The following is a 13,161-nucleotide window of genomic DNA, read 5'->3' on the forward strand; positions in this document are numbered from 1 at the left end:
CAAGCTTCGCACTTTTGCGAAGCTTGCGAGACGGGGTGGGGGTCGCGACGGCCCGTGCCCAACCCCCACCCGACCGCTGCGCGGTCACCCTCCCCACAAGGGGAGGGTAAGGGCGCCCTGAATGCATTTCGGACCCCATCTCCTCCTCGCCGCCCTCGAAGGCCTTGTCACCTCCGCCGTGTTGGCGCTGACGGCGCTTGGGCTGTCGCTGGTGTTCGGCGTCATGCGCGTCGTCAACGTCGCCCATGGCGAGTTCTTCATGCTGGGCGCGGTGCTGGCCTGGGCGATCTCGACGGCGATACCCGGCCATCCCACGCTCGGCTTCCTGGCGGCGCTGGTGATTGCGCCGCTGATTGTCGGCGCCATTGCGCTGGTCGCCGAGCGGCTTGTGCTGCGCCGGCTCAATTACAATCCGGAAGCCACCATCGTCGCCACGATCGGCATGCTCTACATCATCCAGCAGCTGGCGTTGAGCTTCTATGGCCCGGAAGCCCGCCCGGTGGAGCCGCCCTTCAGCTACCGCATCCTTTTGCCCTGGTTCGGCTATTCCGGCTACAAGCTGTCGATCATTGCCGCTTCGGCCCTTCTGCTCATCGCCACCTGGCTGGTGCTGACGCGCACCAAGATCGGCCTCATCATGCGCGCCACCCAATATGACAGCGAGACGGCGCAGGCCTTCGGCATTCCGGTCGACCGCGTCTATGCCGGCGTCTTCGGGCTCGGCGCCATGCTGGCGGCCATCGCCGCCGTGCTGATCGTGCCGATCAGTCAGGCGCATTATCTGATGGGACAGGACCCGCTGCTGTTGTCCTTCATCGTCGTCATCATCGGCGGCCTCGGCTCGCTGCGCGGCACCGTCGTCGCCGCCGTGCTGATCGGCCTGTCCGACGGCATCATCTCGGTGTTCTTTTCGCCGACTTTGGCCAAGATCATCGCCACGCTGCTGGTGGCCATGGTGCTGGTATTCCGGCCGCAGGGCCTGTTCGGGCAGGCGTCGCGATGAGCGAAGCTTCGCCGGCAAAAGCCTATGCATTGCATCTCGGCGTCATCGCGCTACTGTTTGCGCTGAGCTTCGTCCTGCCCGACTACCATCATGGCCTGCTGGCCCGAATCATGGTGCTGGCGGTGTTCGCCATGGGCTACAACATGCTGTTCGGCTATGTCGGCCTGCTCAGCCTCGGCCACGCCATGTTCTTCGCCGCCGGGCTCTATGGCGCTGGTCTCGCGGTCATCCATCTCGGCTGGAGCGTGCCTTTGGCTTTCCTCGCCGGCATCGCCTGCGGCGCGCTGCTGGCACTGGTGATCGGCCTGCTGGCGCTGCGCACCACCGGCGTCGCCTTCATGATCGTCACCATGATGTTCGCGCAGGTGTTTTACCTCGTCATCCTCTATTTCGCCGCCTGGACCGGCGGCGACCAGGGTCTGGTCGTGCCGCAGCCGGCGCGGGTTCTGGCCTTCGGCGCGACATCGCTCGACCTAACCAACCCGACCGTGCGCTACATGAGCGCGCTGGCGCTGTTCTCGGTCGTGCTGCTGATCACCCTCGCCATCGTCCGCTCCCGCTATGGCCGCGTGCTGGTCGCGGTGCGCGAGAACGAGGAGCGCACGAAAATGCTGGGCTACGACACCTTCTCCAACAAGCTGATCGCCGTCGTCGTCTCCGGCACCATCTGCGCCGCCTCGGGTGCGGCCTATGCGCTGCTGTTCGGCTATGTCGGCTCGAGCTTTGCCTCGGTGCAGTATTCCATCCTGCCGCTGCTCTGGGTGCTGCTCGGCGGCGCCGCCACGACGCTGGGCGCGCTGCTCGGCACGGTGTTCATGTACTATGTCATCGACACCGCCAGCGGCTACACCTCCGCCTATCTCCTGATCGTCGGTATTGCGCTCATCCTGCTGGTGCTGTTTTTCCCCAAAGGCATTCTGGGCACCATCCGCCAGCGCTGGCTCGGGTGGCTCCCATGATGCCGTTGCTGACCACCAAAGGCCTGGCGCGCAGTTTCGGCGGCCTGCGCGCCGTCGATGGTGTCGATTTTCAGCTGATGCCGGGCGAGATCCGCGCCGTCATCGGCCCCAATGGCGCCGGCAAAACCACCTTCGTCAGCCTGGTCAGCGGCCGCATTCAGCCATCGTCCGGCATGATCGTCTTCGACGGCGCCGACATCACCAGCCAGCCGGCCTATCTCAGGGTGCGCCGGGGCATCGCCTACACCTTCCAGATCACCAGCGTCTTCGCCAACCTCTCTGCCTACGATAATGTCGCGTTGCCGGTGCAGCGCACGCTGACCGATGGCCGCTCGAAAGGTGCGGTGCGCACCGGCGTCATGGCCGCGCTGGAACGCACCGGACTTGCCGGCCGCGCCCATATGCCGGCCGGCCAGCTTTCCTACGGCCACCAGCGCCTGCTGGAAGTCGCGATGGGCCTGGCGCTTAAGCCGCGGCTTTTGATCCTCGACGAGCCGACGCAGGGGCTGGCCGACAGCGAGATCGACAATTTCATCGGACTGGTGCGCGAGATTGCCAAGAGCGCCACCGTGCTCCTGATCGAGCACAACATGCCGGTCGTCATGCAGCTGGCCGACCGCATCACGGTCTTCAACGCCGGCAGGATCCTGGCCGAAGGCACGCCCGAACAGGTTCGCGCCAACACACAGGTGCAGGAAGCCTATCTGGGGACGGCGCCATGAGCGAAGCCCCCAAGACTGAGGCCCCCAAGACTGAGGCCCCCAAGACTGAAGCCCACAAGACTGAAGCGCTGACCATCTCCAGGCTCGATTGCTTCTATGGCGAGGTTCAGGTGCTCTACGAGCTTGATCTCGTGCTCAACAAGGGCGAGGTGCTGTGCCTGTTCGGTCGCAACGGCGCCGGCAAGACGACGGCGCTGAAAGCAATCATGGGGCTGGTTCCGTCGAGCGCCGGCTCGATCCGGCTCGCCGGCAAGGAGTTGACCGGCCTGCCGGCGCATGAGGTGCCCAAGGCCGGCGTCGCCTATGTACCGCAAGGCAGGCGGCTGTTCGCCGAGATGACGGTGGCGGAAAACATCGAGATCGGCCTGATGGCGCGCGGCAAGGGAAGAGCGACGCGCGAGAGCGTGCTCGACCTCTTCCCGCTGCTGCGCCAGCGGCTGCGGCNGCAAGGGAAGAGCGACGCGCGAGAGCGTGCTCGACCTCTTCCCGCTGCTGCGCCAGCGGCTGCGGCAGCGCTCCGGCACTTTGTCCGGTGGCGAACAGCAGATGCTGGCCATGGCCCGCGCGCTTTGTCTGGAGCCGCAGGTGCTGTTGCTAGACGAGCCGACCGAAGGGCTGATGCCGTCGATGATCGCCAAGATCCGCGAGACGGTGGTGAAGCTGCGTGAGCTAGGTGTCTCCACCATTCTGGTCGAACAGCGCGTCGACGCCGTGCTGTCGGTCGCCGACCGCGTCTGCTTCATCGAAAACGGCCGCAACCGCGAGACCGTCGATGTCGAGCAATTGCGCGCCGACCCATCGGCAGTCAGGCGCTATGTCGGCGTCGGCTGATCAGCCGAAAAACAGGAACCCGGCGATCAAAAAGATCGGGATCAGCACCAGCCCTGACCATGCCATGTAGCCGAAGAAGCCCGGCATCTTCACACCGCGGTGTCGGGCGATGGCGTAGACCATGAAGTTGGGTGCATTGCCGATATAGGTGTTGGCCCCCATGAACACCGCGCCGGCCGAGATCGCGGCCAGCGTCGAGGCCGCCTCCGTCATCAGGTGCCGCGCGTCGCCGCCTGCGAGTTCGAAGAACACCAGATAGGTCGGCGCATTGTCGAGGAAGGACGACAGCCCGCCGGTCAGCCAGAAATAGGCGAGATCATTGGGCTGCCCGGTGGGTGACGTCACCAGCGCGACCAGCGGCGCCAGCGCGCCGTCATGGCCGGCGCGAAGGATGGCAATGACCGGCACGATGCAGATGAAGATGCCAGCAAACAGTTTCGCCACCTCCGCGATCGGGCCCCAGGTGAAGCCGTTGGCCTCGCGATGGCTCTTGAGTGACACGACAAGCGACAGTCCGGCGAGCCCCAGGATAATGGCGTCGCGCGCCAGGTTCTGCAGTTCGAGGCTCACGCCCAGCACTGAAAAGCTCACGCCCGGCTTCCACGCTGCCGACAGCAGGATCGCGGCAATGACGCCGGCCAGCAGCGGCAGATTGGCCAGGCCGCGAAGGCGCACCTTCGTATCCGGCGTCGGATCCTTGATCTTCGGCGCGCCGCCTTCACGGCGATGCAGCATGATGTCGATGGCCAGGAAGACAAGCAGCACCAGGCCGCCGGTAAACAGCGTCTCGCGCCAGAGGTTCGCCGACGTCCAGAAGAAGTCGACGCCGCGCAGGAAGCCGACGAACAATGGCGGGTCGCCCAAGGGCGTCAACGAGCCGCCGATGTTGGACACCAGGAAGATGAAGAAGATGACGACATGGGCGTTGAACTGCCGGTTGTCGTTGGCGCGCAGCATCGGCCGGATCAGGATCATCGAGGCGCCGGTGGTGCCGATCACCGAGGCCAGCATCGCCCCGACGAGCAGCAGCCCGGCATTGACCAGCGGCGTGCCATGGATGTTGCCGGCGACAAGGATGCCGCCCGAAATGGTGTAGAGCGCGAACAGCAGGATAATGAAGGACATGTATTCGGTGAGCAGCGTGTGCAGCACGGCTTCACCGGCTACCGGAACGCCGAATGCAACCATCAGCGGGATGACCGCCAGCGCTGCCCAGCCGGCGGCGATCTTGCCGTAATGATGCTCCCAGACATAGTGGAACAGCAGCGGTCCGGTGGCGATCGAGAGCAGCAGGCCGGCGAAAGGCAGCGCCCACCACAGCGACATGGCAGCATCGGGCAGGCCGCGGGCCTCGGCCGCGAAGGCCATTTGCGGAGACACAGCGGAAGCGAGTACACCTGCCGCGAAAGCCTTCCCCAACTGTGTGCAGCCCCCTCGATGCGTCACGATCCAGTCACTCCGAGATCGGGTCTTCGAGCTTCACCCCGGCATCGCGCATCCTCTTCAGCATCGCCTCGACCGAACCGTTTAGATCGATGCCGCGGCACGCGTTGAGCCGCACCGTCGTCTTGAAGCCTTGCTTGACCGCGTCGAGGGCCGAAAAGGCAACGCAGAAGTCGGTCGCCAGGCCAACCAGGGTCACACTGTCGATGCTGCGCTCCTTGAGGTAGCCGGCGAGCCCCGTCGGCGTCTTGTGGTCGTTCTCGAAGAAGGCGGAGTAGCTGTCGATATCAGGGCGAAATCCCTTGCGGATCACCAGCTCGGCCTTGGTCCAGGCGAGCCCCGAGTGAAAATCCGAGCCGAGGCTGCCCTGGATGCAATGGTCCGGCCACAGCGTCTGCGGCCCATAGGGCATCTCGATCGCGCTAAAGGGCTGCGCCCCCGGATGGCTGGAGGCAAAGCTCGAATGTCCGGCCGGGTGCCAGTCCTGCGTCAGCACGACATGCTCGGCATGCCGAATCAGATCGTTGACCAGCGGCACGATTTCGTCGCCGCCGGCAACCGCCAGTGCGCCGCCGGGGCAGAAGTCGTTTTGCAGGTCGATGACAACAAGCGCTTCGTCGGCCATGGCGCCTCTCCTCTTCTACGTCTCGAACGGGGGATCGAGTGAAATACGCCGCTGATGCGACCGGATGCTGAAACTTGACCGGATGGCCGCCTGCGTCAACCTCTGCAAGCGTAAGAAATGCTTGGCGGCCGGGTTCCCTTAAACTCCGGCTTTGACAATTTCCGCCAGCTTGATATCATTTGCATACGAATGAATTTGGCCTGATCAGACACTGGCGGGTTCGGGAAGTCCCCACCTTTGAAGGCCCCAATGGGAAGGCCGATTTTTTTGGAAGGCAAAGCGTGATCCGTTACGCGAAACCCACCACGCTCGACGAGGCGCTCGCTCTGCTGGGCGAGGGCGCCTGGCGCGTGCTTGCCGGCGGCACCGATTTCTATCCGGCGCAGGGCGCCAAACCGTTCCGCGACAATGTTCTCGATATTAACGGCCTGCACTCGCTGCGCGGCATTGCCGAGACCGAAACCCATTGGGTTTTGGGCGCCCGCACCACCTGGACCGACCTTGTCCGCCATCCATTGCCGGCGGCTTTCGATGCGCTGAAGCAGGCCGCGCGCGAAGTGGGCTCCCTGCAGATCCAGAATGTCGCCTCGATCGCCGGCAATCTCTGCAATGCTTCGCCTGCCGCCGATGGCGTTCCGGGACTGCTGGTGCTGGACGCCGAGGTCGAGCTGCGCTCTGCAGCCGGGACGCGTCATCTGCCGCTGCAGGAGTTCATTCTCGGCAACCGCCGCACCGCGCTGCTACCGGGCGAGCTGGTTACCGCCATCCGGGTGCCGAAGCCCAGGGCCACCGGCACGTCGGCCTTCGTCAAGCTCGGTGCGCGGCGCTACCTCGTCATCTCCATCGCCATGGTGGCGGCGCGCCTCGTTGCCGAGGATGGCATGGTCATGGAAGCCGCTGTCGCGGTCGGGTCCTGCTCGGCCGTGGCCAAGCGGCTCGCCGCTGTCGAAGCCGTGCTGGTGGGCAAGCCTGTCGGCCCGGCACTCGCCGATGCGCTCCTGTCCGCGCCGATGGCCGAGCTCTCGCCGATTGCCGACGTGCGCGGCAGCGCCGAATACCGGCTCGACGCAGCGCGCGAGCTTGTCGCCCGCGCCGTGCTGGGGGCTTGCGGACTGACGAACGACAACAGCATGGTGGCGGCATGAGCCACTCCGAGATGATTGAAGCCCTGCCCGACCTCGTGCCGGGCGTCGGCCTCGATCGCGCCGAGATCGCCTTCGCCGTCAATGGCGCCGCCGTCTCGGTCAATGTGCCGCCGCTGCGCCGTCTGTCGCAGGTTTTGCGCGACGAATTGCAGCTGACGGGCACCAAGGTTGGCTGCGATGCCGGCGATTGCGGCGCCTGCACGGTGCTGGTCGACGGCGACGCCGTCTGCGCCTGCCTGATGCCGGCGGCCTCCGCAGCCGGGACGTCCGTAACGACCGTCGAAGGCCTCGCCAATGGCCGGCTCTCGGCTCTGCAGGCGTCCTTCCTAGCGCATGGCGCCGCGCAATGCGGCATCTGCACGCCGGCGCTGCTGGTCGCGGCAACGGCGCTGCTGGATGGCACGCCGAATCCGACCGAGACCGAGGTGCAGGATGCGCTGGGCGGCATCCTCTGCCGTTGCACCGGCTACAGAAAGATCATCGCGGCAGTGATGGATGCGGGACGGTTCGAGACGTCGACCGACGGCGCTGCCCCTCATCCGCCTGCCGGCACCCTCACCCCGTATAGTGACGGGGAGAAGGGAAGTGCTCCAGCGCCGACGCTCCCCGCTCCCCGTTCTTCACGGGGAGAGGGTAAGGGTGAGGGGCAGCGCCAACGTCATTCGTTGGAATTCAACTTTGAACGTAGAATGCCAACCACAGGGAATGCTGTAGGCGCCTCCCCGGTCCGGCTCGACGGCGTGCCAAAAATCACCGGCGCTGAAAAATTCGGCGGCGATGCCTTTCCCGCCGATGCGCTGGCTGTGCTGGTGGTCCGCTCGCCGCATTATCATGCCGGCTTCGCCTTCGGCGACCTGGAGGGCTGGGTGAAGTCGCATCCCGGCATCGCCGGCGTCTTCACCGCCGCCGACATCCCGGGAAAAAACTGTTTCGGCGTCATCGGTCCGTTTGCCGACCAGCCGGCGCTGGCCGAAGGCTTTGCGCGGCTGCGCGGCGAGGCAGTGGCGCTGGTCGCCGGCGAGCGCGAGGCCATGCTCGATCTCGACCTCCAGGATTTCCCGGTCCGCTGGACCGAGCTGCCGCATTTTCTGCAGCCCGGCGACGCGCAGGCAGAAGGGGCTGCGCTCATCCACGCGAACCGCCCGGCCAATTTGTTGACCAAGGGCTTTGTCGAGCGCGGCGACCCCGAGACGGCGCTTGGCGAGGCTGCTTACACGGTGTCCGGTGCCATCGACACCTCCTATGTCGAGCACGCCTATATCGAGCCGGAAGCCGGCCATGCCTACATGGACGGCGACACGCTGGTCGTCGTCGCCTGCACCCAGGCCCCCTATATGGACCGTGACGAAACGGCAAAGGTGCTCGGTCTTGCCGTCGACAAGGTGCGCATCGTGCCGACCGCGACCGGCGGCGGCTTCGGCTCGAAGCTCGACGTGTCGCTGCAGCCGCTCATCGGCCTTGTGGCACTGAAAACCGGCCGGCCGGCGGCGCTTGCCTACACCCGCACCGAATCGATGATGTCGACCACCAAGCGCCACCCCGCCGAGATGAAGGCGACCATCGGCACTGACGCCGAAGGCCATGTCACCGGCATGATCTTTTCCGGCGATTTCAACACCGGCGCCTATGCCAGTTGGGGGCCGACTGTCGCCAACCGCGTGCCGGTGCATGCCTCCGGTCCCTATGCGACGCCGAATTACCGCGCCGAAGGCCGCGCCATCCACACCCACGGGCCGATTTCCGGCGCCTTCCGTGGCTTCGGCGTGCCGCAGGCGACGATCATGCAGGAGACGCTCTATGATGAGCTTGCCGGCAAGCTCGGCATGGACCGGCTCGATTTTCGCCTGAGAAACTGCCTTCGGAACGGATCCGAAACGGTTACCGGACAGCGACTGGAGTCGGGAGTCGGTATCTTCGAGTGCCTCGACTCCTTGCGGCCGCATTGGGCTCGCGCGAAGGTCGACGCAGATACATTCAACAATGCCAATACGAGCAAAAGGCGCGGCGTCGGCATCGCGTCCTGCTGGTATGGCTGCGGCAACACCTCGCTGCCCAATCCGTCGACCATAAGGGTCGGTATCTCGCCAGACGGCGACGTCATCCTGCACCAGGGCGCCGTCGATATCGGCCAGGGCTCCAACACCGTCATCGCCCAGATCTGCGCCGACGCACTCGGCCTGCCGCTGGAAAAATTCAAGCTGAGAAGCGCCGACACCGCGATCAGCCCGGACGCCGGCAAAACATCGGCCTCGCGCCAGACTTTTGTCACCGGCAAGGCGGCCGAAAAAGCCGGCCGCGCCTTGCGCGAAAAGATCCTGCGTTTTGCCAATGTCTCGGAGAAAGCTGCCCTGCAATTGGACGGTCCGGTGATCGTCATTCGCGAGGGCGAAGCCACTCGGCGCATCGATCTCCCCGCCCTCGATGTCGATGCGGGCGGTTTCGTCTTCCGCGCCGAGGAGACCTACGATCCGCCGACGCTGCCGCTCGATGCCAAGGGCCAGGGCAAGCCTTACGCCGTCTATGGCTATGGCGCGCAGATCGCCGAACTCGAAGTCGATCTCAAGCTCGGCACGGTGAAGCTCTTGAAAATCACCGCCGCGCACGATGTCGGCAAGGCTATCAACCCGCTGCTGGTCGAAGGCCAGATCGAAGGTGGCATCGCGCAAGGCATCGGCATGGCGCTGATGGAGGAATACATCCCCGGTCGCACCGAGAATTTGCACGACTATCTCATCCCGACCATCGGCGATGTGCCTGAGATCGAGCACATATTGATCGAGGTTCCCGATCCGGAGGGACCGTTCGGCGCCAAGGGCCTGGGCGAGCATGTGCTGATCCCGACCGCACCCGCCATCCTCAACGCCATACGCCACGCCACCGGCGTTCTCATCACCAAGGTTCCGGCGACGCCGGCGCGCATCCGCGCCGCCATCCGCGAAAAAGATGGCATCCGCGACAAGGAGGCACGCCGATGAGCGAGCTTGCCGAACGCTTCGAAACCCACGATCCGGGCGAAAAGCTGGTGGCGGAAAAGATCCGCTGCGATGCCTGTCCGGTGATGTGCTACATCGCCGATGGCCGCACCGGCGCCTGCGACCGCTACGGCAATGTCGGTGGCCGCATCGTGCGTATGGACCCGCTGACCATCCTCGACCATGCGGCAGAGAGCGGCGCCGCGGTCGTGCCTTTCACTGCCGAGGGCGAGCAATGGGACGGCGAACTGGTCAACACCGGCCGCCGCTTCGTCACTGCAATCGGCGCCGGCACCACCTATCCCGACTACAAGCCGGCTCCCTTCATCGTCAGCCAGGAGGTCGAGGGGGTCGATCTGGTGACCGTGGTCACCGAAGGCATTTTTTCGTACTGCGGCGTCAAGGTGAAGATCGACACCGACCGCCATCTCGGTCCCGAAACGGCAATCGTGCGCGCGCAAGGCGAGCCGATCGGCCACGTCACGACAGGCGAATACGGCTCGCAGATGCTGTCGCTCGGCGGAGTGCATCATTTGACCGGTGGCTCTAAGGCCGAAGGCCGGGCAACCTGCGACGCGATGCTCAGTCTGTGCAATCGCAAGCCGGTCGAACTGACCATCGATGGCGGCGCCACCATCATCGTCGAAGCCGGCAAACCACCTGTCATCGACGGCAAGCAGGAACACCGTATGCGGGTCGGCTGCGGGTCGGCCACCATCGGCATGTTCGCCACGCAATGGCGCGGCCTTGTCGACGAGGTGGTGGTGGTCGACGACCATATCACCGGCGTCGTCTCCGAGCATCAGGCCGGCAAGGTGCTGGGCTGGCAGGATACCGGCATCAAGATCATCGGCCGCCGTTCGACGCCGGGCCGCTATTTCAAGGTTTCCGAGCCCGGCCTCGGCTGGGGCGGCACCTCGATTTCCGACCCGCTGTCGATCCTCGGCGAATGGAACGCCAAGAAGGGCGCCCGCCCCGGCCTGTCGCTGCTGATGGTGTCGACCACCGGCGAGCAGTTCGCCTATTACGAGCTCGACGACGAGTTGAAGCCGGTGGAAAAACCGTTCCCCGAGCGGCTGCAGAAATCGGTCGGCCTGATCGAGGACAATTGCGAGCCGGCGCTCTGCACCGTGCTGTTCATCGGCGGCGCCGGCGGTTCGCTGCGCGCCGGCGTCACCGAAAACCCGGTCAATCTCACCCGCTCGGTGCAGGGCTTGAATACCTATGTTACCGTTGGCGGCGCGCCGGTCTATGTCTGGCCGGGCGGCGGCATCACGCTGATGGTCGACGTCATGCGCGTGCCGGAAGGCGCCTTCGGCTATGTGCCGACGCCGGCGCTGGTGGCGCCGATCGAATTCACGCTACGCCGCGACGACTATGTCCGGCTGGGCGGCTACGAGGCCGAGATACGCAGCGTCGAGGATATCGTTGCCAAAGGCGGCGAATATCTCAACCCGCGCCGCGGCTCAGGCGCCGAGGCCCACAATCCATGGCCGCCGCTGGCGCAGTTGCGCCGCGTCGGCTCGAACGGGGCCTCTTGATGCAAGGCCCGCAAGTCCACTGGCTGCAGGACGGCAAGCGGCTGCACCTCAACCACGGGCCGATCGACCTGATCGTCGAGGCCTTTGGTGAGGCGGCTGAGTGTCGTGCCGCCTACGATCAGGCGATCGAGCGCTTCCAGACGATCCTGATCGAGTTGGTCGAGGAGCTTCCCGAATTGCGGCTGCCGGCATTTTTCCTGGCGCCGCGCACCTTCGCCGGCCCGACCGCGCGGCGCATGGAAGCAGCCGTCATGCCCTTGGCGGAAAGCTTCATCACGCCGATGGCCGCCGTCGCCGGATCGGTAGCCGACGAAATGCTCTCGGCATTGCTTGCAGGCCGCAGACTCGACCGCGCCTATGTCAACAATGGCGGCGACAGCGCACTCCACATCGGCAAGGGCCAGTCGATGAACCTGGCGATCGCCGGCACCGGCAACGGCTTGGCCGACCGTCTCACCATTCGCTCGGCGGACGGCGTGCGCGGCGTCGCCACGAGCGGCTGGCGCGGCCGTTCGTTCTCGCTTGGCATTGCCGACGCCGTCACCGTGCTCGCGCGCACCGGCGCCGAGGCCGATGCGGCCGCGACACTCATTGCCAACGCCGTCGACCTGCCCGGCAATCCCGCCATCAAGCGCATTCCCGCGCAGGACTTGGTGCCCGACAGCGATCTCGGTGCACGGCTGGTGACACAAGCCGTCGGCATGCTCGCGCGTGGCGATGTGGAGCGGGCGCTGGACAATGGCCTTGCCGTCGCCGAAGATTTTCGCCGGCGCGGCCTGATTGCCGCATCGGCGCTGTTTCTAGGCGGGGAAGCCCGCATCAGTGGTTCCATGGCGCTTGCCGCGCCCAACAAAAGTCCAGGGAAGGAAGTTGCCCATGCCTGAGTTTCCGATCCGCAAGATCGCGGTTCTTACCGAAGAGATCTTTCACGATGGCGGGCCGGTCGCTGCTCTGCCGCGCCGCCGCGCTGCAGCCGTGGCCCTGGTGAAGAACCCGTTCGCCGGCCGCTACGTCGAAGAACTGCAGAGCGCCATGGACGATCTGAAGCCGCTCGGCCTGCTGCTCACCGACAAGCTCATTGCCGCATTGGGCGGCGACATCAAGCAGATCGACGCCTACGGCAAGGGCACCATCGTCGGTTCGTCAGGGGAGCTGGAGCACGGCGCGCTCTGGCATGTGCCGGGCGGTTATGCCATGCGCGAGCGGCTGGGCGACGCCAAGGCGATCGTGCCGTCGGCAACCAAGGTCGGGGCGTTCGGCTCGCGGCTCGACGTGCCGCTCGGCCACACCAACGCTGCCTATGTCCGCAGCCATTTCGACGCCATGGAGGTCGGCCTCAGCGACGGGCCGCGTGCCGACGAAATCCTGTTTTGCCTCGCTATGAGCTGCGGCCCGCGCGTGCACGACCGCATGGGCGGCCTGGCTGCAGGCGACATCAAGGCCTGGGATGGCCTGCGATGAGCGGCGGTGACAATCTTCTCAAGCTGGTCGAGGCCGAAGAGCCCGACGAACATGATTACCGCCTGCAGGAGCAGGTCGGCTTCATCCTGCGCAAGGCGCATCAGCGCCATGTCTCGATCTTTGCCGCCCAGATCAGCGACCTGACGCCGCCGCAATTCGCAGCGCTCGCCAAATTGCACGATGTCGGCGAGACCTCGCAGAACCAGTTGGGAACGCTGATCGCCATGGATGCGGCGACCGTCAAGGGCGTGATCGATCGGCTGAAGGCGCGTGGCCTGGTCGACCTGACCAAGCATGAGGTCGACAAAAGGCGCCTGCTGGTCAGTCTCACGCCAGAGGGACGCGAGGCGATCGAACGGCTGATCCCGTTGGCCCGCGCCATCACCCAGGAGACACTGGCGCCGCTGACGGCCAAGGAAGCGGCCACGTTTATGCGGCTGCTAGCGAAGTTAGCCTGAT

At 65.4% G+C, this 13,161-nt stretch carries 11 protein-coding genes and 1 pseudogene; 10 read left to right on the top strand and 2 right to left on the bottom strand.

Annotation, left to right across the window (positions count from 1 at the left end):
* The first annotated feature begins 121 nt into the window (after positions 1 to 121).
* From X733_RS141300 to X733_RS01000000166555, 4 genes and pseudogenes are all read left to right on the top strand, one after another.
* A complete protein-coding gene (locus X733_RS141300) occupies positions 122 to 1,003 on the top strand; it encodes a branched-chain amino acid ABC transporter permease (protein WP_023671284.1) in 882 nt (293 codons plus the stop codon).
* On the top strand, positions 1,000 to 1,962 hold the full coding sequence (locus tag X733_RS141295; RefSeq protein WP_023689192.1) for a branched-chain amino acid ABC transporter permease: 963 nt from the start codon (positions 1,000 to 1,002) through the stop codon (positions 1,960 to 1,962). The genes X733_RS141300 and X733_RS141295 overlap by 4 nt, the downstream gene beginning before the upstream one ends.
* On the top strand, positions 1,959 to 2,684 hold the full coding sequence (locus X733_RS141290) for an ABC transporter ATP-binding protein (RefSeq protein WP_023693111.1): 726 nt from the start codon (positions 1,959 to 1,961) through the stop codon (positions 2,682 to 2,684). The genes X733_RS141295 and X733_RS141290 overlap by 4 nt, the downstream gene beginning before the upstream one ends.
* Positions 2,681 to 3,515, top strand: a pseudogene (locus tag X733_RS01000000166555) (ABC transporter ATP-binding protein). The gene X733_RS141290 and the pseudogene X733_RS01000000166555 overlap by 4 nt, the downstream one beginning before the upstream one ends.
* On the opposite strand, the gene X733_RS141285 reads toward X733_RS01000000166555, so the two are convergent.
* Both X733_RS141285 and pncA read right to left on the bottom strand, forming a co-directional pair.
* A complete protein-coding gene (locus X733_RS141285) occupies positions 3,516 to 4,883 on the bottom strand; it encodes a sodium:proton antiporter (protein WP_050588706.1) in 1,368 nt (455 codons plus the stop codon).
* An 85-nt stretch (positions 4,884 to 4,968) separates the two neighbouring features.
* Complete coding sequence (gene pncA, locus X733_RS141280) at positions 4,969 to 5,583, bottom strand: bifunctional nicotinamidase/pyrazinamidase (protein WP_023819736.1); 615 nt, start codon at positions 5,581 to 5,583, stop codon at positions 4,969 to 4,971.
* A gap of 281 nt (positions 5,584 to 5,864) precedes the next feature.
* Between pncA and X733_RS141275 the strand changes: the two genes are divergently transcribed.
* From X733_RS141275 to X733_RS141250, 6 genes are read left to right on the top strand one after another with little or no spacing between them, the layout of a single operon-like run.
* Entirely contained in the window at positions 5,865 to 6,728 is an 864-nt protein-coding gene (locus X733_RS141275) for a xanthine dehydrogenase family protein subunit M (RefSeq protein ID WP_023819737.1), read from the top strand.
* Positions 6,725 to 9,703, top strand: a complete 2,979-nt coding sequence (locus X733_RS141270; RefSeq protein WP_023819738.1) for a molybdopterin-dependent oxidoreductase — start codon at positions 6,725 to 6,727, stop codon at positions 9,701 to 9,703. Before X733_RS141275 ends, X733_RS141270 begins: the two co-directional genes overlap by 4 nt.
* Complete coding sequence (locus tag X733_RS141265) at positions 9,700 to 11,241, top strand: hypothetical protein (protein ID WP_023739686.1); 1,542 nt, start codon at positions 9,700 to 9,702, stop codon at positions 11,239 to 11,241. The genes X733_RS141270 and X733_RS141265 overlap by 4 nt, the downstream gene beginning before the upstream one ends.
* A complete protein-coding gene (locus X733_RS141260) occupies positions 11,241 to 12,125 on the top strand; it encodes a thiamine biosynthesis protein ApbE (RefSeq protein ID WP_023693117.1) in 885 nt (294 codons plus the stop codon). Before X733_RS141265 ends, X733_RS141260 begins: the two co-directional genes overlap by 1 nt.
* Positions 12,118 to 12,702: an amino acid synthesis family protein gene (locus X733_RS141255; RefSeq protein WP_023703687.1), complete on the top strand. Its 585-nt coding sequence runs from the start codon at positions 12,118 to 12,120 to the stop codon at positions 12,700 to 12,702. The genes X733_RS141260 and X733_RS141255 overlap by 8 nt, the downstream gene beginning before the upstream one ends.
* Positions 12,699 to 13,160, top strand: a complete 462-nt coding sequence (locus X733_RS141250) for a MarR family transcriptional regulator (RefSeq protein WP_023689200.1) — start codon at positions 12,699 to 12,701, stop codon at positions 13,158 to 13,160. The genes X733_RS141255 and X733_RS141250 overlap by 4 nt, the downstream gene beginning before the upstream one ends.
* Position 13,161: the final 1 nt, after the last annotated feature.

Source organism: Mesorhizobium sp. L2C066B000, from assembly GCF_000502335.1.
Lineage (GTDB): Bacteria > Pseudomonadota > Alphaproteobacteria > Rhizobiales > Rhizobiaceae > Mesorhizobium.

Excerpts from the sequence above, each read along its gene's own strand:
- X733_RS141300 (WP_023671284.1), top strand. The coding sequence starts at position 122 with ATGCATTTCGGACCCCATCTCCTCCTCGCCGCCCTCGAAGGCCTTGTC.
- X733_RS141295 (WP_023689192.1), top strand. The coding sequence starts at position 1,000 with ATGAGCGAAGCTTCGCCGGCAAAAGCCTATGCATTGCATCTCGGCGTC.
- X733_RS141290 (WP_023693111.1), top strand. The coding sequence starts at position 1,959 with ATGATGCCGTTGCTGACCACCAAAGGCCTGGCGCGCAGTTTCGGCGGC.
- X733_RS141285 (WP_050588706.1), bottom strand. The coding sequence starts at position 4,883 with ATGGCCTTCGCGGCCGAGGCCCGCGGCCTGCCCGATGCTGCCATGTCG.
- pncA (WP_023819736.1), bottom strand. The coding sequence starts at position 5,583 with ATGGCCGACGAAGCGCTTGTTGTCATCGACCTGCAAAACGACTTCTGC.
- X733_RS141270 (WP_023819738.1), top strand. The coding sequence starts at position 6,725 with ATGAGCCACTCCGAGATGATTGAAGCCCTGCCCGACCTCGTGCCGGGC.
- X733_RS141265 (WP_023739686.1), top strand. The coding sequence starts at position 9,700 with ATGAGCGAGCTTGCCGAACGCTTCGAAACCCACGATCCGGGCGAAAAG.
- X733_RS141260 (WP_023693117.1), top strand. The coding sequence starts at position 11,241 with ATGCAAGGCCCGCAAGTCCACTGGCTGCAGGACGGCAAGCGGCTGCAC.
- X733_RS141255 (WP_023703687.1), top strand. The coding sequence starts at position 12,118 with ATGCCTGAGTTTCCGATCCGCAAGATCGCGGTTCTTACCGAAGAGATC.
- X733_RS141250 (WP_023689200.1), top strand. The coding sequence starts at position 12,699 with ATGAGCGGCGGTGACAATCTTCTCAAGCTGGTCGAGGCCGAAGAGCCC.